This window comes from Pseudomonas sp. 32_A (assembly GCF_017490905.1).
In the GTDB taxonomy this organism is placed as follows: domain Bacteria; phylum Pseudomonadota; class Gammaproteobacteria; order Pseudomonadales; family Pseudomonadaceae; genus Aquipseudomonas; species Aquipseudomonas inefficax.
Window position 1 is genome coordinate 25,540 of record NZ_JAFGYI010000041.1, and the last position, 24,401, is coordinate 49,940.

General features: G+C 59.3%; 16 protein-coding genes. 2 read left to right on the forward strand and 14 right to left on the reverse strand.

What is annotated here, in order from left to right; all coding sequences use genetic code 11:
- Nucleotides 1–13: 13 nt before the first annotated feature.
- From J5M58_RS21150 to tssB, 10 genes are all read right to left on the reverse strand, one after another.
- Entirely contained in the window at nt 14–568 is a 555-nt protein-coding gene (locus J5M58_RS21150) for a hypothetical protein (RefSeq protein WP_207879455.1), read from the reverse strand.
- Nucleotides 561–1,487 carry a hypothetical protein gene (locus J5M58_RS21155; protein ID WP_368857205.1) on the reverse strand — a complete coding sequence of 309 codons (927 nt, stop codon included), beginning with the start codon at nt 1,485–1,487 and terminating at the stop codon, nt 561–563. The genes J5M58_RS21150 and J5M58_RS21155 overlap by 8 nt, the downstream gene beginning before the upstream one ends.
- Before the next feature lie 136 nt (nt 1,488–1,623).
- Nucleotides 1,624–4,161, reverse strand: a complete 2,538-nt coding sequence (locus tag J5M58_RS21160) for a type VI secretion system Vgr family protein (protein ID WP_243432438.1) — start codon at nt 4,159–4,161, stop codon at nt 1,624–1,626.
- 2 nt (nt 4,162–4,163) lie between these two features.
- The gene (gene tssH, locus J5M58_RS21165; RefSeq protein ID WP_207879463.1) at nt 4,164–6,818 is read right to left on the reverse strand and encodes a type VI secretion system ATPase TssH; all 2,655 of its coding nucleotides are present in this window, start codon (nt 6,816–6,818) and stop codon (nt 4,164–4,166) included.
- Nucleotides 6,819–6,970: 152 nt separating this feature from the next.
- The gene (locus J5M58_RS21170) at nt 6,971–7,462 is read right to left on the reverse strand and encodes an Hcp family type VI secretion system effector (protein WP_207879464.1); all 492 of its coding nucleotides are present in this window, start codon (nt 7,460–7,462) and stop codon (nt 6,971–6,973) included.
- Between the two features lie 16 nt (nt 7,463–7,478).
- Nucleotides 7,479–9,209, reverse strand: coding sequence for an OmpA family protein (locus J5M58_RS21175; RefSeq protein WP_207879465.1), 1,731 nt, complete (start codon nt 9,207–9,209; stop codon nt 7,479–7,481).
- Nucleotides 9,210–9,214: 5 nt separating this feature from the next.
- Nucleotides 9,215–9,895 (reverse strand): type VI secretion system protein TssL, short form, encoded by a 681-nt coding sequence (gene tssL, locus J5M58_RS21180; RefSeq protein WP_207879468.1) that lies wholly within the window; start codon nt 9,893–9,895, stop codon nt 9,215–9,217.
- Nucleotides 9,892–11,247: a type VI secretion system baseplate subunit TssK gene (gene tssK / locus J5M58_RS21185; protein ID WP_207879470.1), complete on the reverse strand. Its 1,356-nt coding sequence runs from the start codon at nt 11,245–11,247 to the stop codon at nt 9,892–9,894. Before tssK ends, tssL begins: the two co-directional genes overlap by 4 nt.
- A gap of 23 nt (nt 11,248–11,270) precedes the next feature.
- Nucleotides 11,271–12,809, reverse strand: coding sequence for a type VI secretion system contractile sheath large subunit (tssC, locus tag J5M58_RS21190; protein WP_207879472.1), 1,539 nt, complete (start codon nt 12,807–12,809; stop codon nt 11,271–11,273).
- 32 nt (nt 12,810–12,841) lie between these two features.
- Nucleotides 12,842–13,345 carry a type VI secretion system contractile sheath small subunit gene (gene tssB, locus J5M58_RS21195; RefSeq protein WP_207879475.1) on the reverse strand — a complete coding sequence of 168 codons (504 nt, stop codon included), beginning with the start codon at nt 13,343–13,345 and terminating at the stop codon, nt 12,842–12,844.
- A 944-nt stretch (nt 13,346–14,289) separates the two neighbouring features.
- On the opposite strand from tssB, the gene J5M58_RS21200 reads away from it, so the two are divergent.
- The gene (locus J5M58_RS21200) at nt 14,290–15,615 is read left to right on the forward strand and encodes an MFS transporter (RefSeq protein ID WP_112252193.1); all 1,326 of its coding nucleotides are present in this window, start codon (nt 14,290–14,292) and stop codon (nt 15,613–15,615) included.
- A 243-nt stretch (nt 15,616–15,858) separates the two neighbouring features.
- Here the strand turns inward: J5M58_RS21200 and J5M58_RS21205 are convergent, their stop codons facing one another.
- The 3 genes from J5M58_RS21205 to J5M58_RS21215 form a co-directional block, all read right to left on the reverse strand.
- Nucleotides 15,859–16,674: a sugar phosphate isomerase/epimerase gene (locus J5M58_RS21205; RefSeq protein ID WP_112252194.1), complete on the reverse strand. Its 816-nt coding sequence runs from the start codon at nt 16,672–16,674 to the stop codon at nt 15,859–15,861.
- Nucleotides 16,675–16,691: 17 nt separating this feature from the next.
- Nucleotides 16,692–17,744, reverse strand: a complete 1,053-nt coding sequence (locus J5M58_RS21210; protein WP_207879477.1) for a Gfo/Idh/MocA family protein — start codon at nt 17,742–17,744, stop codon at nt 16,692–16,694.
- 139 nt (nt 17,745–17,883) lie between these two features.
- Nucleotides 17,884–18,660 (reverse strand): IclR family transcriptional regulator, encoded by a 777-nt coding sequence (locus J5M58_RS21215; RefSeq protein ID WP_207879479.1) that lies wholly within the window; start codon nt 18,658–18,660, stop codon nt 17,884–17,886.
- 195 nt (nt 18,661–18,855) lie between these two features.
- On the opposite strand from J5M58_RS21215, the gene J5M58_RS21220 reads away from it, so the two are divergent.
- Nucleotides 18,856–20,568: an FAD-dependent oxidoreductase gene (locus J5M58_RS21220; protein WP_207879481.1), complete on the forward strand. Its 1,713-nt coding sequence runs from the start codon at nt 18,856–18,858 to the stop codon at nt 20,566–20,568.
- Nucleotides 20,569–21,260: 692 nt separating this feature from the next.
- Here J5M58_RS21220 and J5M58_RS21225 read toward each other — a convergent pair.
- Nucleotides 21,261–24,146 carry an HD domain-containing phosphohydrolase gene (locus J5M58_RS21225; RefSeq protein WP_207879483.1) on the reverse strand — a complete coding sequence of 962 codons (2,886 nt, stop codon included), beginning with the start codon at nt 24,144–24,146 and terminating at the stop codon, nt 21,261–21,263.
- Nucleotides 24,147–24,401: the final 255 nt, after the last annotated feature.

Consider the following 24,401-nt stretch of genomic DNA (forward strand, 5'->3'; position numbering starts at 1 on the left):
GATTCGAAGCAAACTACTTTCCAGATTTATCCTGAAAAACGTCTGAGGAACAGAAGGTGTCACCGCATAATCTATACCTAGTAAGAGCGACAGCCCGACCGACGCTGTCGACTCGTTCGAACCACTCAATTGAAAAACCATAATCGTCCCATTTTACTGATGAGAAATCATTATCCTGCCCCTCCAGACCTGAGTTTTGGCTCGCCAGAGAGATCGAATACAGGCAGCTACTTACCAATATACGACTACTTACCTCAGATGAAGATTCGTATAATTGAAGCCAGATTTCATTTCCAGAACCACAGAAGCCATCCGGCCGCATTGAGTTCGAGGCGACCACCTGGAATATGGACAGATAATCTTTGTCACCGACACGATGCAGCTCCCCATCAAAGTAGGCCCCCTTTACTCCAACAGGAACGCCAACGACATATTCGTTTCCGTTTTGGACTGCCACCACTACTTGTCCGTCCTTGGCATCAACCCAACGAGTCTCGCCGGCGTACGCCCCGACCACGCAAAAGGCATGGAGAAAAAGCCCAATCAAACCCAAAAGTTGCCTATTCATCAAGAACGTGATCCGCATAACAGACCCCACTGTACTGCCAAGGATGATCCGTGGTCTGGCCCTTCCCACCATCCTTGTACTTATCCTTATCTCGCTCCCGAAGCTCACTTTCGGTTTTCCCTTTATTTTTTTCCTTATCCATAGACCAACCGATATTGCCTGTATTTGAATCACAGAGGATACTCTTCTTTCTAACCCAAACCTCTGCAACACTATCCCACTGATGATAATTCCCGCCATTCCAACGACTGAATACCTCATACCGTAATTGATCATCCGTATAAGCCCGACCCTGCTGACCTAGATATTTTTTCGCTGCGCGCACCTTATCCTTGTACACTTCAGACCCGCCTAAAATATTCTCCTTCCAACTCCAAATCTGCTCATAAGTTGGGGCTGGACTCGTCATTTGCGTAATACCATACCCTTTGTCAAATGCGACAATTGGCTGGCCATCAAGATTAATGAAGTGCTTACTTCCCGTTTCCTGTTCTAACAGCTTCTCAAACCCGTCCATGTCGTCCATATCACTTACGTATGCAGCAATCACTTCCTTTGACGGGTTCATCCCCTTAATTGTCACAGATCGCTGAATTCTGTTTTCACCGGATAGCACCGTAACCGTCAGCTTCCCTCCTAGAACCTCACCATCCAAGTCTGCAATCCAAGTTCGGCCTGCACTAGTGAACGAGCCTGACTTCTTAAATTCCTGCAAGGTTTTCGCTTTCCTTGCCCGCTCTTTTAGCGCACTGACCTTTGCATCCCATTCGATTTCCCACGACCAGTTCAAAGGCGAGGCGTCTTGCGCTTTAAGCTCAAATTTAATTTCGGGAAATTCCGCCTGATCCGAAATATAGAAAACATCATTCTCACCCGGACTAACCCATGAAAGAACTTTCGACGCCGAGACGACCTTCACAAGGCTCTCTGTGCCCGAGTTACTACTCACCCCACCCTTAGCCTCTTGCATACCACGCCCTTAGATGACTTAGCCATAACTGATGAAAACTGAATTCATATCCGTGATTTAAATCTCGAAGTACTTATTCAAACTATCACTTACCAGTTCGCAACTGACATTCAAGTCCACGACCAAAGACCAATGACAACTTCTCTGCATTGGGAGTTTTCACACGCTCGGTACGGCCCTGGCTATCGGTTCTTCCCAACCAAACCTTTCCAGACTCACTGGTAACCTTGTACGGAACACCAATCATTGGGGACTGGCCATCCTCTTCAAAAATCTGGAACTGCTCGTCAAACTCTAATAGAGGCTCAACTGATGTAGGTAACGTCAAGAAAGCTGAGCCTTTAGAGATTGCGTCCATACGTTCAAAATGGGTGCACTTAATTACGTAGTCCCCCTCAGTACCAGACTCAATGCTGCACGCATCTATCGAGATGTAACTCCCACCCGCATTGAGCGTAATCTTCTTCTTCGCTGTGATCCGGATTTCATCTTCGGTACTAGAAATTTCTAGACCATGCCGTGCAATTAGCGACAATGAATCGTTCTGCGCTTGGACACTGATTGGCCCTTGGTTGGCAATGAGCTTGATGCCCAATTTGCGCACAAACACACTCAGTCCCTGCCCTATCCCAACAAACAAGCGTTTGACCACGCTCATATCGGCCTGGCCGCCGACGTTGAGCATCAGGTTCTTTTGCGCTGCCAGCTGAAGGTGGCCGCCACTGGTTAGCGAGATCCCCTGAGGGGCGCTCAGTAGCAGGACCGAGGATTTAAGCTGTTCCAGATCTTGCTTAAGCAGGTCCAGCTGGGCCTGGACATCCGCAGGCTCCCCCTTGCACGCCTGAGCGTCATCCGAAAGCCCTTCCAACTGGTCTTTGGCCTGCTCCAGGCGCTCCAGGGCAGCAGCCATTTCGAGCATGTGCCCCTTGGCCCCTGGCTGCGTATCAGCACTGATGAAGATGCCGCTGCCACCGCGCACAGCGACATGCCCATCCGTTCGCAGCTCTGCGCCCGCTCCTCGGGGTTTGCGCTCAGCATCCACCACATGCCCCAGATTGAGTTGGCTCTTGCCGCCGTGCTCGGTACTGAGCTTGATGTGCTCCTGCCCACGCGTATCGTCCAGGCGAAACTTGTTGTTGGCCGGTGTCCGCAGCACATTGCGTTTGTAGTTGCGCAGCGTCACGTGGTCGGGATGTTCACTGTCGTGCAAGGCATGGGCGATGTAGGGCCGGTCTGGGTCGCCTTGCTCGAACGCCACCGCCACTTCAGTACCGCAGATCAACGGCAGGTGCAGGCCATGGGTGTCCCCCGCATAAGGGCGAGCCAGTCGGAGCCAGACACTCTCCTCGCCTGCTCGCCAGGTGTCCCGGTCGAACAGGAAAATGACCCGGTAGCGGCCCTCCATATCGATATGGCCATAAGGATCGTTCTTTTGCGTACTGGTGACCCGCGCCGGCACCGTACCGGCGATCTGCGGCTTGCTCAGCAAGCTTGGCCGAAAGCCTATCGTCTCCGAGTAGGGAATCGCGTCAAACTTGGCTTCCAGGCTCCGATCGCGAGCTGCCTCGACGGTCAAATGCGTGATGACCACGCCAGGTTCGAAGACCTGTGGCGCCCCGTCAGAGACCGTCAGCACTTGCCCTGGGGCCAGCCTCACGCTGCTGCTGACACCGTTACAACGGGTCTGATCGTTGAGAAAGCGCTCATGATTCAGGCGTGCATAGAAGTAGCCGCTTTCGCTGAGCAGGTCCTCATCCTGGTCAATTGCGTCACCCAGCGCGGTATAGGGCTCACCGTAGTGATAGCCTTCGCCGTACGTAGTGGTGGCACCCCGGCTGTGATCAACCTCACCATCCAGGAAAGCAGCCGCGTCCCGGTGGTGATACGCCCGCACGTTGATGTGCTGTTCCACTACCTGATGCTCAACCTGCAGCGCCCACACGCCGTCCTGCCCATTGCTGGTCAAGCCCGACAGGGGCCGATGCGGCAACTTGACGCCAAACTGGTAATGCCGTTGATGGTCGTGAAACTCGACCACATCAATGTAAAGCCGATCGTCGTGGGTGAAGCGATACCAGATGCCGACTTCCGCCAGCAGACGGCTGATGAAAGTCAGATCGCTCTCACCGTACTGCATGACCTGTTCACGCTTGGGGTATTCGCGCGCCAGGTCGAACACGAAGTGCTGCCCTTCCAGCTGATGGCGACTGCGCAGGATGCTTTCAACAATCTCCGGTACCGACTGATGCTGATAGATCCGGTACTGCTTGCCACGTCCGAGCAATGCCAGGTGCGCTTCAAGTGCGACTTGGTAGCGGGCTTCATCCCGGGAGCCGGAGACACGCTTGAAACCCGTGATCACGCCATGCACTGTGCGTGATGCCCCGTCAGGCATTGGAAGCTGAGTGGTCAGTTCAGACTTGCCCAGATAGAAGCTGGCATCTTTCCCGAGGATTTGCGCCGCCTCGATATCCTGCTCTTGGGAAGTGAACGCAATGGTGTACTTGAATGGCTGGCTTAGCCATTCCTCGCCTTTGAATGACAGTACATCGAGTTCGGCCGTGAGGTCTTCAACTTCTAACTGATAGAGGTTGTGGGTGGAACCCATTATTGACTTCGCCATGATCAGGTCCTCTCGGTAGCCAGCAGCGCCGGGTCGTGTTCATCCGAAAAGCTCAAACTGATACCAGCGTCTTCGCAGTACCCGAGCGTCACAGCTTGTGTTGGCTGACCGAGGGCTTGGCGCTGCAGCAACTGCTGGCTGAGGACCGGCAGGATCTGCTGGTTGAGCAAGCTATCGATGTTGCGAGCGCCGGTATCGGGCAAAAGGCAGGCGGTGACCAGCGCCTCGTAGAGCGAGTCATCAACCTCACATTGCAGGCCGTAATGGCGCAGCAAGCGTTTGGCCACTTGATCGAGCTTGATGGCGACTATGCGCTTGAGTGCATCGCCCCCCAGCGGACGGAAGATCAAGGTCTGGAAGCGCGCCAACAGTGCAGGCTGGAAGTGTTCGCGTAGCACGGGACGCAATAGTTCGTGCAGTGCCGCTTCCTCAATGTCTGGTTGCCGCTCGACACTGCCTTGCAGCAGATCGCTACCCAGGTTGGAAGTCATCAAGATGACCGTGTTTCGGAAATCGATCTCTCGGCCTTCACCATCCCGCATGAAGCCGCGGTCAAACACCTGATAGAACAGGTTGAGCACATCACGGTGAGCCTTCTCGACTTCATCCAGCAACACCACGCTATAGGGGCGCTGGCGGACGGCTTCGGTGAGCACGCCGCCCTGACCGTAGCCCACATAGCCAGGCGGCGAACCTTTGAGTTGGCTGACGGTGTGCGCCTCCTGGTACTCCGACATGTTCAGCGTGATCAGTGACTTCTCGCCACCGAACAGGCTGCTGGCCAATGCATGGGCCGTCTCTGTCTTGCCGATACCACTGGTCCCGACCAGCAGGAACACGCCCATCGGTGCTTTGTCATCAGTGAGGCCCGTTCGGGCGGCGCGCAACCGTTGGGCAAGTGCAAGCAGCGCGGGGTCTTGACCAACAACACGCTCGGCCAACTGATCTTCCAGGTTCAACAAGCTGGCATGTTCGTCCTTCAGCAAGCTGCCGAGAGGCACGCCCGTCCAGTCGGCGATCACTTCAGCCACACTGCGGGCGCACACGTCGAGTGACAGCAGTGGCCGACCGCCCTGCACGTAGTTGAGTTGCTCTTGTAGACGAGCGCAGACAGTTGTATCGACCTGCTCGGCCTGGCGAGCATTGAGCAGCTGGTGGGTGAGATCGAGCTCTTGTTGGTACTGCAACTCCAACGCGGCTTGCTGACTCTCCAGCTGCACCAGTTGGTCAGTGATCTTCGCCAAGCGAGATTCATCCGAATTACCGGTAAGCTGTGCGTCGTCTACCAGCGCCATCCGCTCTGCGGTGAAAGCCATCTTCTGCGACTTCAGCTGGACCAGAGCCTGAGGTTCGCAGTCCAAGCTCATGCGAACCCGCGCACAGGCGGTATCAATCAGATCCACCGCTTTGTCCGGTAAACGTCGCCCCGTCAAAAAACGGCGAGACAAGCTGACCGCCGCCTGCACCGCAGCGTCTTGAACATGCACGCCGTGGTAGCTGGCATAACGCGCTTTGAGCCCTCGCAGCATCACACAGGCATTGGCATCATCTGGCTCATCGACCTTGATCATCTGGAAGCGACGCTCCAGCGCCGCATCGCGCTCGAAGTACTGCTTGTATTCACTCCAGGTGGTGGCAGCGATGGTGCGCAGCTCGCCACGCGCCAGGGCCGGCTTCAGCAGATTCGCCGCGTCTGCGCCCCCAGCCTGGTTGCCAGCGCCGATCAAGGTGTGGGCTTCATCGATGAACAGCAGCACCGGAGTCTCTGACCGCTGGACTGCATCGATCACGTTCTTCAAGCGTTGTTCGAACTCGCCTTTGACCCCGGCGCCCGCCTGGAGCAACCCCAGGTCCAGCGTACGGATGCACACCGGTTTCAGGCTATCGGGGACATCGCCGCTGGCGATGCGTAAAGCCAGCCCCTCGACCAGCGCGGTTTTGCCGACACCTGGATCGCCTACCAGAATGGGGTTGTTCTTGCGCCGACGGCTCAGCACATCGATCACCTGACGGATCTCATCGTCGCGACCGAAGACCGGATCGATCTGCCCTGCTGCAGCCTTGGCAGTAACGTCATGGCTGAACTGATCCAAGATGGCGAGTAGTGCCGAATCACCACCTGTGCCGCCCACAGCCTCAGACTCTCCTGGCACTTCTGGCTTGAACAATGAATTCTGCTCTGATTGACGTTCTTCCGAATCGAATTCAAGCAGCGCTTTCACTTGCTCCGATTGCATAGGACCGATGCTCAATGCAGGCCAAGCGGCTGAACACTTAAGCAAGTTTGGCGCTTCAAATAGCGCCCCCAGCAAGTGAACGGATCGCAACTGCTCACAGTCACGATCCAGCGATGCCAACAACCAGGCATTGGTGATCAGCTGCCGCACTTCACCGCTCAGCTGAGGTTTGCTGAGAACGCTGCGCGGCAATGTATTGAAGTGGTCAAGCAGTCCCTGCCAGATGGCATCCATATCCCACTCATATCGGCGGGCGATGACCACGAGATCGCCCTCGCCTTGTTCAAACAATTTCAACAGCCAGTGTTCAACGGTGATATGACTGTGCCCACGTGCCTGGCAAAGTGAAGCTGCTGCCGTGAGTGCCTGGGTACAATAGGCGTTTAGCCGGCGAAGCAGGCGTGTAGGATCGTGTGCCATACAGGGCATCCTTGTCGTCAATGATCAGCATGTCGCCACAAGTGCGAGCGCGTCTGAATATCTGAGGTGTATTTGGCTGAACGCCCGCGCACGGGCGCTCAACCCAAGACACTGGAAACCATCAACCACCATTGGCTGCTGGCCAATATCTATCAGGCGGTGGCGCGTTCACTCCACGCATCGGAGTGAATGATGTTGCCATCCTTGTAAGTCCAGATAATCTTCTCGTAGCGAAGCTCGACCAACTCCAGGTGATTGTGCTTTTCCTTCGCAGGGTCTTTGATATCGTGCATTTTGGGTGCAACCTTTACGACCTTGACGTTCTCCAGCTTGGTATTGAAATACTCAACCTCCTGCCCGGCATCATTGATTTTGTACCATTTGAATTCGGCCTCTTTCAGCGTCTGCCCAGTCGTGACAGCCTTATAGAGGTAAGGCGTGGACGAATCGATTTCCTTGGTAAATACGAAAGCGGTATGAATCCGGGTCCCCGTCAACTTTCCGGTGTTGTTATCAGTCGGTATATAGAGATCATGATCCTGGGCAACCACTTCAATACTGCCCTCGCGATCTTTGACATTGACAGAGCCTTTGATTTCAGAGCCGCCATCGTCTTTCAGCCACAGGTAAACAGGAATAGCCATTTAGAAGTTCCTCATTTCAAGCGTTGGGCGTCGCGAAGTGCGACAGGGGTTGCAATCCCGAGGCCGTAGTCGAGGACTGACAAGCCCCCGCCTCCGGCACCAGGCGAATTTCAACTCGGCGATTGGCCGACCGTCCTTGTTCCGTGTCATTGCTTGCAACGGGCTCACTCGCCCCCAAGCCTTGTACTGCGAAGCAGTTGCCGGGTATGTCACCCATGTGTTGAATCCAGTCGTGAACCGCAGCGGCGCGTGCTCGCGACAAGCGCAGGTTCTGTTCGTCACTGCCCGTCGCATCCGTGTGGCCCGTGATCACGATTAGCCAACCTGGCTGGGCCTTGATGCCCGCAAACGCATTCACCAGGAACTTGGTCGACTCTGGCTTCAACTGCGCGCTGCCACTGTTGAACAGCGACAAGCTGTCCAGGCGAACCGTGCGTGGCTTGTCAGGCAGGCCTTGAGGCACGGTCGGGATGCGGTGGCCGTTGATCGCCGCCAGCAGTGACGGACGTAATCTTTCGCCTTGATACAGCCCGATACCAAGTGACCACGGCTCCCCCTGGCGGTAGTAGTGATCCAGGCGCTGCGCATCCTGGCGAAGCACCATCAGTGCCTCCTGGCGCTGCGATACGCTGGCCGAATCGGGGCTCAGCGAAGCGGTGCTGTAGCGTCGCAAATCATCGGTGACCTGACGTATCAGGAGCGTGTTCTGCCTCGCCGAGCTGATCAATGCGACGCAAGCCGCTAGCACCAACAACCAGACCCCAATCACCACAGCCCTGCTTCGCGGACTGTACGGAGCCCTGCCGGGCAGCAAATGAAGCAGTGAATCAGGAAAGGGTAACGACGCGTTTGCGTGATTAGCCCCATCACGAATGTAGGAAAGGCCGGTCCGCTGCTGGAGCCAGCGGTGCCAAAGATTGCTGTCACGCGCCCCCTCAATCCTCGGAACAAATGCAACCGCAAGGGTGAGCGCAGTTGCGATCTGCTGACGGGGACTTTCTGTGTCCATTTCCGCCAAGCACGCTTCGTTCAGCCAACCGACGGCAGCGTTCAACTGCACCGTGGTGCGTAGTCGGTCAGCCTGGTGCTCAGGATCTTTGCCCCTGCGCTGCCATTCGGACAGGCTCAGGCATTCACCCGCCTCTCGTACTCGCACACTCGACTCTTCAGCCTCCCAGCTGAACCAGGGCGAAGCCCCGCTCGCGCTGTGGAAATAGCTCACAATCAGCAGCGGCAGCGGTGTACCTCGCTTGCGCAGTATCGCGACCTGGTGGCACAAGCTTTGTATCTGGTTCGCAAGCACTGCGCCGTCTGTATGGGCACTGGGGGTCACGACCCACATGATGCTGAGCTGCCCACCCCACTCTGGCCGCTCCAGCAAGAGATCGGCTACAGTTGCGGGCAACTTCGAAAGGTCGGGCACTGGCACATAACACCCCTCCCCTGTTACTCGTGGAACCAACTGCTCGGCAGACGAGGCCTCAAACAGTTCAGTCAAACTATCGCCGACCACCAGAACAACGGGATGACGATACGATCCAGCAGGCAGGCTGGCACCACTGCTCCACTGCAGCTGTGTACGTTTTCCGGCAGCACGCGATATCCGGCGCCAACCCACCATCACCAAAGCACTGACTAGCAGAGCCGCGATGACTTGAACCCCTGAAGCCAGCGGCAACGTGGCAATCAACAACAAGGACAGCGCACCGGCCCATAACCAAAGCCCTTGTTTGTGTATCCGCGGCATTACGCTCACTCCTGCACTGGCAAGAGAGAGGCCACTGCCTCACCTAACGCGTTATCAAGCCCCCACCAGGCGCCTACCAACAGGGCAGCGGCCATCACGATGTGAACCAGAGGAGAGCGCAACCAATGCCACATCGGCATCCGCGGACCAGTGCCTAACGGGATGACCAACGACTGGCTTGTGACCAGAGGCGGCACCTCGGCAGAGATGGCAGTCAACAACTGCTGGCGCTCCGGGTGATTGACTTCTCGGTAGCGCCCCAGGAATCCAAGCATCAGGACTCGATGAAATACAGTGAGTACATGACGGTGCACAGAGGCTTCGCGCAGCGCAGTGCGCATATCCTCGTAGAGCGACTCACCCGCCTGGTGGCTGCTGAAGAACTTTGCCTGCAAGGTCTCCATCGCCCAATCCTCATGGGCTCGACCCTCCGCGCAAGCAAGCACCGTCTCGTCCAGCAGCGCACATTGCGCATGGCTGATCAGATCGATGCTACGGCGATCCAGGCCACGCTCCTGAAGCGTGGCGCGTACATGCTCGACATCAGCAACACAGCGCGACCATAACTGCGGGCTGCTGTGCGCCTCGGTACCGTGTCGCAACTCGACTACCAGCAGATAGGTATCCTGCATCAGCGCGTCTATATCCACCTTGGCTGCGGCGTTCTGTGGGGTCGCATGGTTCATGAGCGAAGCACCGCGAACAATTCGAGCTGGACATCCTGAAACACGCTCGGAACATAGAGCGCACAGACCCCATCAGCCAGCATCGCACGCCCTTTTGCATGGCTAAGGTCGAGTGCGAAGTACTGATTATCCAGACGCAGCGGTATTGCCGCCGGCACATGGCTCAAAGGTTTCAGAGGAACGCCATCGAGCGCCGCATTGACGAGATGATCCACATCATCGGGGGAGCCGACCTTGCACAGCCGGGGGAACTGGCTTTGAACTTGAACGGCCGGCAGCCGACAGCGAACCGAGAGATAGAAGTCAGCACCTTCTGGCTCAAGCAAGCGTGGATCGCTCAGGGAAACCTGCCAACGGTTTGCGCTGCGTGCCTCCAGGGACAAGGCCAGCACACGTGACGGCAGGCTCGCCTCCAGCAATGTAGAAAGGGTACGCATCAACGGCGGGAAGACTGCTTCAAGATCTGCGTGCTGGTAGGCAGGTATGTCCTCGATATGCTGGTCCAAGGAAAAGGTGAGCAGACCGCCTGCGAACTTCACCAACTGCTGATACACCTGTTCCGGATGCCGACCAGGCTGCGCTTTCAGGTCAGCCAGCACTGGCTGATACGTGTTCAGCGCATTGAGCAACCAGAACAGCGTGACATCCGCAACAGCAAAATCCGCCATGCGCTGGTTGCTCTCCCGACGCATCCCCATCAACCGCTCACGCTTGGCGGACAGCTGGGTCAGCAAGTTGTCGAGCTGAAGCAACAACCCGGCATGAGCATCAAATCTCAGCAAGGGCGGGATGTAGCTATCATCAATTGCCCACCCATCCCGGCCATCACGCAGCAAACGGGCCACCGGGCACGTGAGATAGTCCGCATTATCGTCGTCAGCCAGACGCAAGCTCAGCGCCTGTTCGAGCACGCTGATTGACTGCATTTCGCCGGTGTACAGATCCTTGGTATCACGCCATACCTGGTGATATCTGACTGGCCGCTCGACGCTGTTGCCCTCAAACAGGCAGTTGTTACCATTGGCCTGTTCCAGTGGCAAAGCGAGCACAACCGTTGCCGTCTGGATATCACCGGGCAATACCCGAGAGAGTTCCAGGGCACCGGGCAGTCGATCCAACCGATCGGTGTCAATCAAAGTACCGTCTGGCAGGCACAACTGAAGCCGAGTGGCCATCAGCTTGCCCAACCTCAGCGCCTCTGCATCAAACGCTACATGACGGATGCCCCAAGGGTGAACCAGGGCCAGTGAGGCAATACATTGATTAGTCCACGATTCAAAGCGGGCCTGCTGCTGAAATTGCTGCGCAGACAACACCACGCCGGACGCCCATAAAGGCCGATCGATTTTCACGTCATACACTCCTGCAACCGCAATCAAGATTTTGCTTTGGGCATCTGCGAAACCAAGGAAAGATTGATGTCCATACCTTCAACCTGGAAATGCGGCACAGCAAACAACTTGACCCTGAAGAAGCCCGGATTGTCATCAATGTCTTCGACAACCACTTTTGCCTGCCTCAGTGGGTGAGAAGCCTGTAAGTCATCCCCTGGGTCCGTCATCTCGGTGACCAAACCGCTTACCCACCTGTTGAGTTCCAACTCCAACAGGCGACGGTCTTTGGTTGTACCGATATTCTCCCGCTGGATCAGTTTCAAATAGTGCGCAATGCGAGAAAGCAGGAACACATAGGGCAACCGCGAATTGATACGGCTATTTGCCGTGGCTTCCGCTGTGTCATAGATGGCCGGCTTATGCGCTGAGTTGGCCGAGAAAAAACACGCGTAGTCGCGATTTTTGTAATACGAAAGTGGAATCAAGCCCAGGTTGGCAAACTCAAATTCTCGGGTCTCCGGAATCATCACTTCCGAAGGGATCTTGACTTGACTACCTGTCCCCAGGTCGTACAAATGGATCGGCAAGTTCGTGACAGCGCCACCGGACTGTGGTCCGCGAATCTGCACGCACCAACCATTAGCGATGAAGCTCTTGACCATGTTGGCCGCGAACGCGAAGGTTGCACTTATCCACAAATACTTGCTGTGGTCCGGCCCCTTGACTCGCTCCTCATAGTTGAAAGATCGCACAGGGTTCGTGGCAGCCCCATAGGGAAGACGCCCCAATGTGCGCGGTGTCGTCCCGCCCGTATAACGGGCATCGTCAGTTTGCCTGAAGCTGTTCCACTTAATATACTCAGCCCGATCCATGTGACTACCGAGATCCTTGATCGCGGCCACTTCTTCCATGGTGTTCTTTCCGAAAAATTCCGGACCAACCGAGTACAAAAATGGCATATGCGATGCAGCCGCCACTTTCGAGACATTCCGCAACAATGCAATGTCTTGCGGCTCTCGCCCAAACTCGTAATTCGAAACCGCCGCCGCGATGGGCTCACCGCCAGGCGTATCGTATTCCTGAGTATAGGTATGCAGATACAAACCGCTTTGCGAGATCTCAGGCGCGTCCTCAAAGTCCTGCGCCAAATGTTCCTTACTGATATCGAGCAGCTCAATTCGGACATTCTGACGGAAGTCCGTTTGGTCAATCAATGACTTCGCGCCGCGCCAAATTGATTCGACCCTCTGGAAATCCGGGTGATGCATGACCGCATCCAGCTGACTGCTGATCTGAGCATCAATCGAGGCGATGTGCTCATCTAGCAGAGCCCTGTCCAGTTTCTCCACCTTCGGAGAGACCTGCTTGAGCCGGTCCAGAAAAACGCTCACCGATGCAGTCACGCGCTCATTAGCCGTCGCTTCTGACAACGCATCGACACTTTGGAACGCTTCAATGCCACCCATCTGATCAAGCGGCTCAAGGTTTATTCTTTCAAACAGCGCGTGATAGACGCTCTGGTTTTCTTCCACCTGCACGGTGGCGCCACGCGATTGCGCAGAAGATTGCTCTTCGGACATTTTTAGCTTCCCGTCTGTCGAGATGATGGTTTCTAGCGTTCGCTTTGCGATGCAAGGGCAGCGAGTTCTTTACGCAACTCGTCACTTAACGCTTCATCTTTAAGTATCCGCTCCAGTTCAGCACGGAACGTTGCGTTATCCAGAAGATTGGCCTTCAGCTCGCGCAGTAAATTTCGCATCGCCAACAGTGCACGCAACTGGGGGATCTGTCGAGCAACCTGCTCTGGCTCGAAGTCCTTCATGCGCCGAAAGCTCAGTTCGACCGGCGTCTCGCCACCGTCGCCCGACAGCGTATCTTCAACAACAAGCTTGAGACTCGGAGAGAGGTCGGACAGCACACTATCAAAATTATTCTTGTTGATATTTACTTTGGGCCGCTCTGACAGCGGACGCTGCTCCTTCCCATTACTGTAGTCCCCCATCAACATGAGTTTTAGCGGAAGCTCCACCTTGCGCTGAGCACCGCCTGTATGCAGATCAAGCTTGATATTGACGCGCGCCTTTGGCACCTCATTCTGAAAGCTATTTGAAGCCATGATCTCTCCCGAAAGTAGTCCCGGTTATAGATGCCCCGAATCAAACCGTCACCACTTGGTGAGACTGGGCTCAACTCAGTAATGGCGCCTCACCCCGCTGGCATCCCAAAATATTTCCCCACCAAATGTGAACCATGTTTTGCTTTTTTGCCACCCCTCACACCAAACTAGGAAACGTCCTACAAAAAACCGCACAACAGTCTATAGTCGATGAACCACATCCATTTTGCAGCCAAGCCAACCGCGCCCTCTCACACAAGAGCAACTCGCCCACCGACAACGCATTGATCCATATCAACAACAATCCACGATCAAACCATACAACCCCGAATGCGTAAATATTAGCCAAATTCCACCTACCCGAGTCAATTCGGAAACGTCTTACAATCGACGGCGTAAAGATTTAATTGAACTATTTTTTCCAGTAGCGCCCATGGACTGTCGCAAACTAAAAATTTACGCCTTAGCCCTATGCACTTTCATTTGTAAGATTCTCGGATAAGTATCGTAGGAATATTTACCTGTATTCTTTCGCCCGCTCACCAACAGAGGTCTCGTCACGCCGCAACCGTTGAGCACTGGAACATCATGGAGTGGCAGTATGCGATTGGCACGTGGCGGTCGACTGCTCTATCGGTACTGCCCATGGAGGGCGCTGCGACTTGCGGCGTTGAGATCACACACCCAATAGTGACAAGCTGAACGAGACACTTTCCTGATCATGACAACCTGCCCCGCTAAGCCAGTCCCCCGTCATCTCAACATCCTTCATTGATCACGCAGGCCCAACGCAACCGTTCGGTAACCGAACACTAGCCCCTCCCTTGAATTGACGCTGCCGCCTCCACTGCTCACCATGCACCGGCCTTGCGTGCCCCCTGCCTGGGACTTGGTCACGTACGCGTAGCACCGCAGCCAATACAATTTCAAGAAACGAGCAGTTTATGAACCACTCCAGGATCACCCCCGCCGCCCCCCGGATGCCCCAGGGTTCGATCGGCGACAAGCTTCGCGGCGCCTTTGGCGTCGGCAAGACCCGTTGGGGCATGCTTGCCCTGGTGTTCTTTGCCACCACCCTGAACTACATCGACCGTGCCGCGCTGGGCATCATGCAGCCGGTCCTGGCCAAGGAAATGAGCTGGACGGCGATGGACTACGCCAACATCAACTTCTGGTTCCAGGTCGGCTATGCGGTCGGCTTCCTGCTGCAAGGCCGGCTGATCGACAAGGTCGGGGTAAAACGCGCGTTCTTCTTCGCCGTGCTGCTGTGGAGCCTGGCCACCGGCGCTCACGGCCTGGCCACCTCGGCCGCTGGCTTCATGGTCTGCCGCTTCATCCTCGGCCTGACCGAGGCCGCCAACTACCCGGCCTGCGTGAAGACCGTGCGCCTGTGGTTCCCGGCTGGCGAGCGGGCCATCGCCACCGGCCTGTTCAATGCTGGCACCAACGTCGGCGCCATGGTCACGCCAGCCCTGCTGCCGCTGATTCTGGCCGTGTGGGGCTGGCAGGCCGCGTTCATCGCCATGGGCAGCCTGGGGCTGGTGTGGGTGGTGCTGTGGGTGCTGAAGTACTACAACCCTGAAGATCACCCGCGCGTGCGCCAGAGCGAGGTGGAGTACATCCAGCAGGATGACGAGCCCGAGCCGACCCGCGTGCCGTTCAGCCGTATCCTGCGCCTGCGTGGCACCTGGGCCTTCGCGGTGGCCTACGCGATTACCGCACCGGTGTTCTGGTTCTACCTGTACTGGCTGCCACCGTTTCTCAATCAGCAGTACAGCCTGGGCATCAACGTGACCCAGATGGGCATCCCGCTGATCATCATCTGGCTGACGGCGGACTTCGGCAGCATCGGCGGCGGCATCCTGTCATCCTGGCTGATCGGCCGTGGCATGCGCGCTACCACGGCGCGGCTGGTGTCGATGCTGATCTTCGCCTGCACCATGGTCAGCGTCATCTTTGCAGCCAACGCCAGTGGCCTGTGGGTCGCGGTGGCGGCCATTTCGCTGGCGGTGGGCGCGCACCAGGCATGGACGGCGAATATCTGGAGCCTGGTGATGGACTACACGCCCAAGCAGCTGGTGAGTACGGTGTTCGGTTTCGGCAGCATGTGCGCGGCGATTGGCGGGATGTTCATGACGCAGATCGTCGGTAGCGTGCTGACCGCTACCAATAACAACTATGCCGTGTTGTTCACCATGATCCCGGCGATGTACTTCCTGGCGCTGGTGTGGATGTACTTCATGGCGCCACGCAAGGTCGAGAGCGCCTGAGTCAGGACATGCGCTGTACCTGTGGGAGCGGCTTCAGCCGCGAAGAATCCAACGCGGTGCCTGGCACCGGCTGCGCCGGTGTTCGCAGCCGCTCCCACAAGGGCTCCACAGGGCTCAATCCATGCGCTGTACCTGTGGGAGCAGGTGTCTTGCTCCATTTCTAAAAGCTGGCGCGATCCCTGTGGGAGCGGGCGTGCCAGCGAACACGGGCGGTAGCCCGTGCCAAGCGCCGCGCTCTGTCAATCAGACTCTGGCCAACACTGCCATGGCCTTCTCCAGCGCCATCCGCGCGCGCTGTTCGCCGCTCATGCCCTGCTCCAGCAACTGCCGTGTGGGGATCTCCAGGCTCAACGGCACACTTGGCGGCAAGCCGCGCAGCAAGCTGACCAGATCGGCATCGCCCTCACCCGGGAAGCGCCGCTCGTTGCGTGCCTGGCGCAGGATCTCGTCCATGTCGGCCGGCACCGGGCCGGCAACGTCGCACAGCTGGGCATAGCGCATGCGCTGAGGCGCCAGTTGCGCCAGATCGTCCAGTGAAGAACCGGAGCGGTTGAAGTGGAAGGCATCCACCAGCACGCAGCCATTGGCGCGGTCGGCGTTGGCCACCACCCGCATGGCCTGGCGCAGGTCACGCACATCCGTCCAGGGCATGAACTCCAGATGCGGATGAATGCCATACCCCGCCGCCAGGTCACACAACGCAGCAAAGCGCTCGGTCAGCCGCGCTTCATCAGGGTCGTTGCCTGCCACCAGCAGCTCCGTGCCGCCCAGCTCGGCGCCCACCGCCAGGATCGGCTCGAAGTCGGCTACACAGGTTTCCGGCTTCAGCCTCAGGATCTCGAGGTCGAGCACCTTGATACCGGTGTCGCGCAGGCGCGCCTGGGTCTGCCGGCGCAGGTCGGCGTCGGCCACCAGCGGGAAATGCTGCTCTTGCTCGGTGGCGGGCACCAGGCGCAGGCCTACATGGCTGTAACCGGCGCGGGCTGCTGCCTCGACCATGTCCGGCGGGGGCAGTTCGAGTACCGTCAGGGCCGCCAGGGAGAAAATTCGATCAGTCATTATCGTCACCAGACCAGTCAAGCAATGTGCTCGGGCGCACAGGCCCGGCCAGTTTCCGCTGCCAGGCGGATCGCCTCGATCAGCGCCAGGGTGCGGCCACCGTCGGCGGCATCGATCAGCGGCGCCTGTTCACCCCGGGCAACCCGCACGAAGTGTTGCAGCTGCAAGGTCAATGCCTCGCCGGCGGGGATGCATTCCTCGCTCTGCAACAACGGCGTGTGCCAGCCCGAACCGACCTCGGCGTAGTGCCAGCGCTTGAGTTGCGGAATGCTCAGTGCCCCTCGGGTGCCAGCCAGCAGGTAGCACGGCTGACCATCCTGGCGTGGGTAGACCGGGCTTTCGCCGGAATCCAGCTCCCAGCTCCACGGCGCGGCCACCGCGTCGGAGCCGGTCAGGCTGCCCAATGCGCCATTGGCGAACTGCAGTAGCACCGCGGCGCTGTCTTCGTTGGCAAAACCGCGCACATCGTTGCGGGTGAATGCCTGCACCTGCACCACTTCGCCGCACAGGTGGCGCAGCAGGTCAAGGTCATGGATCAGGTTGGTCAGCAAGAAACCGGCACCCGGCTCGCGGCGCCACGGGGTTTCGAAATAGCTGTCGGGCTTTTGCAACTGCCACAGTGCGGTGACGTTGATCAACCGGCCCAGCTTGCCTTCGGCAATCACTTGGTGAGCCTTGGCGATCAGCGGGTTATGCCGGCGGTGATGGCCGACCAGCACCGGTACATTGTGGCGGCGCGAGGCTTCCACCAGCGCGCGGACTTCATCTAGATGCACGCCCACCGGTTTTTCGACCAGCACCGGTACACCAGCTTCGACGCAATCCAGGGCGGTGGCGACATGCAGGTTGTTCGGGTTGGCGACAATCACTGCCTCGGGGCGTGCGTGCTCCAGCATCTGGCGGTGGTCGGCAAAACAGGGCACGCCGCATTCGGCAGCGAAAGCCTCGGCCTGCGGGCCCGGGTCGGCCACAGCGCACAGCTGGGCCTGCGGTACATTTAGCAAATGCTGGTAATGCTGGCGGCCCATGATGCCGGCGCCGATCAAGGCAATACGAAGGGGTGCGTTCAACAGCCTGTCCTCTTGTCATTGTTGTCATGCAGATTCCGGAATCTGATTCCACAATCCACATTGAACAATTTAGAACCAGGTTCAGCTTTTCAGAAGAAGCCGCAGAACAGAGTGTGCGGTAATCGACCGGAAATGCACTTCAGGCAAACAACTCACTGGCCCGGCTGGCCGCCGACAGTTCCTCCGCCGCCGCCAGCAACAGCGGCGCCAGTTCTGCCAGGCGGCTTTGCGCCAGGCGCGCACTGGGCCCGGCGATACTCAGCACACCGATCACCTCGTCACCTTGCGGGCGGCGCACCACCGCAGCCAGGGCCGAGGTACCAATGGCCGAGGTTTCCTCGACCCAGGCATAACCGCGTTCGCGGGCGCGGCGCAGGTAGGTGAGCAATTCGTCGGTGGAGCGCGGCGCATTCGGGCCGAACTGCGCCGGGTCGGCAATGCCCTGGCGCAACACCATCTGCAGCGCCTGCTCATCATCCAGACTGGCCAGCCAGGCATGCCCGGACGCGGTATAGAACAGCGGTGCGTCGCGGCCCATGTCCGGGTCGTAGCGCAGCCCGGAGCGGGCGCCCTGGGACTTGGCGATCCAGGTCTGGCGCGCGCCGTCGATCACGCCAAGGCGCACCAGTTCGCCGCTGTCCTGGGCCAGGCGGTCAAGAATCGGCTGGATGATGTCGGCACCACTGCTGGCCAGGTAGCGGAAGCCCAGCGCCACCAGCTTGGCCGACAGCTGGTAGCGGCTATTGTCACGGTTCTGCCGCACATAGCCCAGCCGCACCAGCTCGGTGAGCATGCGATGGGTGGCGCTCTTGGGGATGTCCAGGCGCTCGGCCAGGGTTTGCAACGGCAGCCCCTGCGGCTCACCGGTAAGGCTTTCTACAAGACTGAAGGCGCGTTCGATCTGACTACCAGCCATGACACAGGTCCCTGAAAATTTTTGCGAATTCTAGAAGATGATTCCATACCGCTGATAGCCACCGCGGCTAGTGCTGTAGGAACTGTCCGGTTATCGCCCATTTCTTGCCCGGCAAGGCCGTCATGCCCTTGCGGACAGACTCACTGCCGACAAGAATGTGGAACCTTGTTCCAATAACAATACAGGAATCCCGCAATGCCTTCCGCTCCCTACGAAACCGAATGCGATGTACTGGTCATAGGTTCTGGTGCCGCCGGGCTGGCTGCGGCCGTGACGGCTGCGTGGCATGGGCAGAAGGTGATCGTGGTGGAGAAGGAACCAGTGTTCGGCGGCGCCACCGCCTGGTCCGGCGGCTGGGCCTGGGTGCCGCGCAACCCGCTGGCGCGCCGGGCCGGCATCGAGGAAGACATCGAGCAGCCGCGTACCTACCTGCGCAATGAACTGGGGGCGTATTACAACGCCGAACGCGTCGACGCCTTCCTCGAAGCCTGCCCGCACATGGTGGCGTTTTTCGAAAAGCACACGGCGCTGCAGTTTGCCGACGGCAACGGCATCCCCGACATGCATGGCGACACACCGGGCGCGGCCCAGGGCGGGCACCAGGTGATTGCCGCGCCCTATGACGCCCGCGAGGTGGGTGCGCTACTGCCACGCCTACGCAAGACCATGCGCGAAACCTCGTTCATGGGCATGCCGATAATGGCCGGTGCCGACCTTGCCGCGTTCCTCAACATGACCCGCTCGCCCAAGGCCTTGCTGCACGTGTGCAAACGCTTTGGCCGCCACTTGTACCACCTGGCCCGTTATGGCCGGGCGATGCACCTGGTCAACGGCGTGGCACTGGTGGCCCGCCTGGCCAGGTCGGCGCAGGACCTGGGCGTGCAGCTACAGGAGTCGGCACCGGCCAAACGCCTGTTGGTCGAGGATGGAGAGGTGCGCGGGGCGCTGGTGGCTACACCACAGGGCGAGCAACTGATCCGTGCCAAGGCCGTGGTGCTCGCGGCGGGTGGTTTCCCTAACGACAACGCCCGGCGCCGGCAATTGTTTCCGCGCGATGCCAGCGGCCATGACAACCTGGCCCTGCCCCCCAAAGGTTGTTCGGGCGACGGCCTGCGCCTGGGCGAGTCGGCCGGCGGTGTGGTCGCCACCGACCTGAAGTCGCCGGTGGCCTGGGCGCCGGTTTCGCGAGTGCCGCACCGCGACGGCAGCGTTGGCCACTTCCCGCACATCATCGAACGCGGCAAACCGGGCATCATCGGCGTGCTGGCCGACGGCAAGCGTTTCGTCAACGAAGCGCATGGCTATTACGACTATGTATCAGCGATGGTCGCGGCGGTGCCGCAGGGCGAAGAGGTGTGTTCGTGGCTGGTTTGCGACCACCGTTTCCTGCGTCGCTACGGCCTGGGCCACGCCCGCCCGGCGCCGCTGCCGGTGTGGCCGCACGTGCGCAGCGGCTATCTCAAGCAAGGGGCCACCCTTGAACAGTTGGCCCAGGCCTGCGGCATCGACCCGGGAGGGTTGCGCGCCACGGTCAGCGACTTCAACAACCATGCCCGCAACGGCCATGACCCGGCGTTTGGCCGTGGTTCCACGCCGTTCAACCGCAAGCAGGGCGACCCGCAGCACAAAGGGCCAAACCCTTGCGTGGCGCCCATCGAGCAAGGGCCGTTCTATGCGGTGAAGGTGCAACCCGGTTGCTTTGGTACCTTTGCCGGGCTGCGCACCGACGGCAATGCCCGGGTGCTGGATGAGGCTGGGCAGCCGATTGCAGGCCTGTATGCAGCGGGTACCGACATGGCCAGCGTGTTTGGCGGCTGGTATCCGTCGGGTGGCATCAACCTGGGCCCGGCGCTGACTTTTGGCTATGTGGCCGGGCGGCATATTGCCGGGGCGCAGGGGTATGAGTGAAGTAAGGTAAGGCCGGCAATTTTGCAGCGCCTGTGAGATCGAGCGCCGCCCGCGCGGCGCTTCGCGGGGCAAGCCCGCTCCCACATTTGTTGCAACGTGGCCATGCCTGTGGGAGAGGCGTTGCCCGCTTTGGTGGAGAGTTTGAGACCGGAGAAGCGGCGGTAGCGCCAGCCGGGAAACCGCACAAAGGCAACAAGGCTGGCAACCATGGCCTGACAGGTTTGGCACGTTGCAACAAATGTGGGAGCGGGCTTGCCCCGCGAAGCGCCGCGCGGGCGGCGCTCGATCTCACAGGCGCTAAAACTGCCACGGCAAACGCCTTGCGGCCCTCATGCGCCCCGGAGGCAAACTCTCACTGCTTCATGCCCAGCTCGGCATCATCCATCTGCGCCTTTGGTAGAACGTGGTCTTGCCGACAGTGAATTGAGTGTCTTCTGTGGTCATTATTCAATCCCCCTGAAATATCTGGAGTGCCTGAGCCGGCCCTTTCGCGGGTAAACCCGCTCCCACAGGTACTGTGCAAGTCTTGAAGTCTGTGGTGATCCTGTGGGAGCGGGTTCACCCGCGAAGAGGCCTGCCCTGGCGACACATCAATAAAGCCTTAATGCAACGTGCTGCGCCCATTGGGCATCTGCACCTGGATCAAGGTGTCTTCGAAGAAATGGGGGTGTGGGTGGATCGGGGACTTTTGCTCAAGCCGGGCAACGCATCTGCTCCAACCAGTACGCCACGTCCACCTCGTCGATCTGCTCGGCCCGCAGGAAGCGCTCGGCATACTGGCGGTACACCCCACTGCTGAGAAACAGCTCCAGCAACTGCCCGTCGATGTGCCCGTCGCGGGCCATGCCTACCAGGATCTTCACCGACTCGGACAAGGTCTTCGGCGCCTTGTAGGGCCGGTCGGCCGCGGTCAGCGCCTCGAAGATGTCGGCAATCGCCATCACCCGCTCGGCAATGCCCAGGTCCTGCTCGCCCAGCCGGCGCGGGTAGCCGCTGCCGTCCATTTTCTCGTGGTGGTTGCCGGCAATGTCCGGCACCCGCTTGAGCTGGCGGGGGAACGGCAAGGAACTGAGCATGATGATGGTCTGCACGATGTGCTCGTTGATCTTGAAGCGTTCCTCATCATTCAGCGTGCCGCGGCGGATCGCCAGGTTGTACAGCTCGCCGTAATTGCTGGCGCAGGCCGGCAGGCGCATGTCGAAGCCCCAGCGGTTGCGCGGGTCGTCCTTGGCCACCGGCGGCTTGCGGGGGCCCCAGGGCACGCAATGCTCCGGGCGGTCGGCAAGCAGTGGCTCGTCAACCGGTAGCGCAGGCGCAGGTACGTCGGCAAAGCGTTCCGCTTCATCACGGGAAATGCCCAGGCGGTTGTCGAAATGGCGCTGCCAGCAGCGCTGGCCAATCTGCTGCAGGCGTTCGATGTCGGCGTCCTGCATGAACTCGCCGCCAATGTTGGCCTGGGCGACGAAGGCGAAGTCGTCCTGCAACTGGGCCTGGCTGCGCGCCAGGGTGGCTTGCAGCGCCTGCTGGTCGCCACCTCTGGCCAGGCCTTGCCAATAGGCCAGCCCGGCATCCCGCCAGAGCACCTCGAAACGCATGCGTACCTCGTGGATACGGTTGTACAAGGTTTCCAGCTTGGTCGCCTTGTCCACCACATACTCGGGGCTGGTGACCTTGCCGCAGTCGTGCAGCCAGGCCGCCACGTGGAATTCGTAGCGTTCAGCCGCGGTCATGCTGAAGCTGGCATATGGCCCAGTTTCGGCCGCCACCGCCTGGTCCAGCAGCATCTGCGCCAGTTGAGGCACCCGCTCGCAATGGCCGCCGGTATAGGGGCTCTTGGCATCGATGGCATCGGCCAGCAGCTTGATCATGGCATCCAGCAGGCGTTGCTGGGCTTCGGCCAGCTGGCGCGTCTCGATGGCCACCGCCGCCACCCCGGACAGTTCCGCAACAAAGCTGCGGAACGGCTGGCCTGCCTGTTCGTGTACATGCCCATCGCCCAGTTGCAGGACCAGAATGCCCAACAGCGCCTGGCTACGGTCATTCAACACCAGGGCCATGCTGCCCTCATGCAGGCCGAGGGCCTGGGTCACCGCCGCGGCCAGGTGCTGCTGGGCCGTCTCGTCCACGGCCAGCTCGCCAGGGTACTGCTCGCCACGGCAGGCGGCGGCCAGGCGCAGCAAGGCGTGTTCGGCATCGAACAGGTACACCACGCCGGCATCGACCCCGGCGGCTTCCACCAGATGGGTCAACACACCGTCGAGCATGTGCTCCAGGTCGCGCTCGCTGCTGAGTGTGAGGGTAATCGCCTGGAAGCTGCGGATGGTCCCGGACATGCGGCCAAGCACGCGGCTCAGCTCACGCACCTCGGACACCCGCGAGCGCACCCCGACTTCGCGGCTGAAATCAAAGCCTGCCAGGCCTTGTACCTGCTCAGCCAGCAGCCGCAACGGGCGGCCGATACGCCGGCCGAGCACACCACCGAGCACCAGCAGCACGCTTATCAGGGCAGCGGTCCAGAGCAACTGCTCGAGCAGTACCTTGCGCGCACCGGCCAGCAATTCATGGCCTGGCACGGCAATCAGCACCTGCAGGTCCTGCCCGGCCAGGTTGGTCAGTTGCACATGCATGCCATACCAGGTCTGACCGTCCACCTGGTAAGGCTGCGGCCGGGTACCTTGCGGCAGGTCGGCGTAAAGATGCTCCAGGCTGGGAATGCCCAGTTCACCGATACGCGACAAGCGTGCGGCCTGCCCTTCGTGCACGATTACCCGCTGCAGTTCCGGGTAGGCCACCACACTGCCCTGATCGTCGACCACGACGATCTCGGTGCCGGGTGTCATGCGCAGGCCCTGGGTCTCGCTGGCCAGGTCGTCGACCGAAACGTCCATGCCGATCACCGCCCCACCGTCGACGCTGCGCTGGGCCATGGTCAGGCCGATCTCGCGGGTGGTGAAGAACACATAGGGGTGGGTCAGCACGGTGGTGGGCTGGGCGCTGGCTTCGACAAACCATGGGCGCGTGCGCGGGTCGTAGCGGTATTGGGGCTTGGCCTGGGCCTGCAAAAGGTTCAGCGCGCGGTCGTAGAAGCGCCATTCACCCTGCACCGCTCCACCCTCACGGCTGACGCTCTGCACCAGAAATGCCGAGCCCGGCGGCGCAGCGAAACGCTGCAGCAACTGCGGATCGCGAAGGCGCCGCACCAGCAGGAAATCACCACTGGGGTAACCCATGTAGGCAGCACTGAGCATGCGGTTGGCTTCCAGCGTCTCGACCAGTTGCGGCAAGCGTTCCAGGCGCTGCGCCGAGTTTTGCGCAGACGGGTTGTGGGCGAGCAGGCGGATACTGCTGTGCACCGGGTCGATCAGGCGCCGAGCGCGTTCGTCGATGGTCTTGCCAATTTGCTGGGCAGAATCACCCGCTGCGGCCACCAAGGTCTGGCGAATGCCGTGATAGCCCTGCCAGGCCAGGGCGGCGCCGAGCAGCAACATGCCCAGCACAATGGCGAGTGCCACCAGCCACTGCAGTGAAATGCCACGTCCGGCGTTGCCAGCAGCACGACCATTCGACACGCAGCCCATCACAGGTACTCCATGTATGGCACATTGCCTTGGCTGATACCCGCAGCAGTGTAGAGGGCGGACGGGCTTTTTGCCGGGTTAGAGAAGAAATTTAGTCTTGCATGGCTCTTCTAGCCAGCACTGGCCCTTGTAGATACCGTCTTGACCCTCACCCCGCAAGAGCGATTTGAGGGTCAAACGGTTTGCCGGATTTCACTACGCCATACACCAGGTGCAAAAGCTTACGCATAGCAGCGCAGACTATCTGCTTGTAGG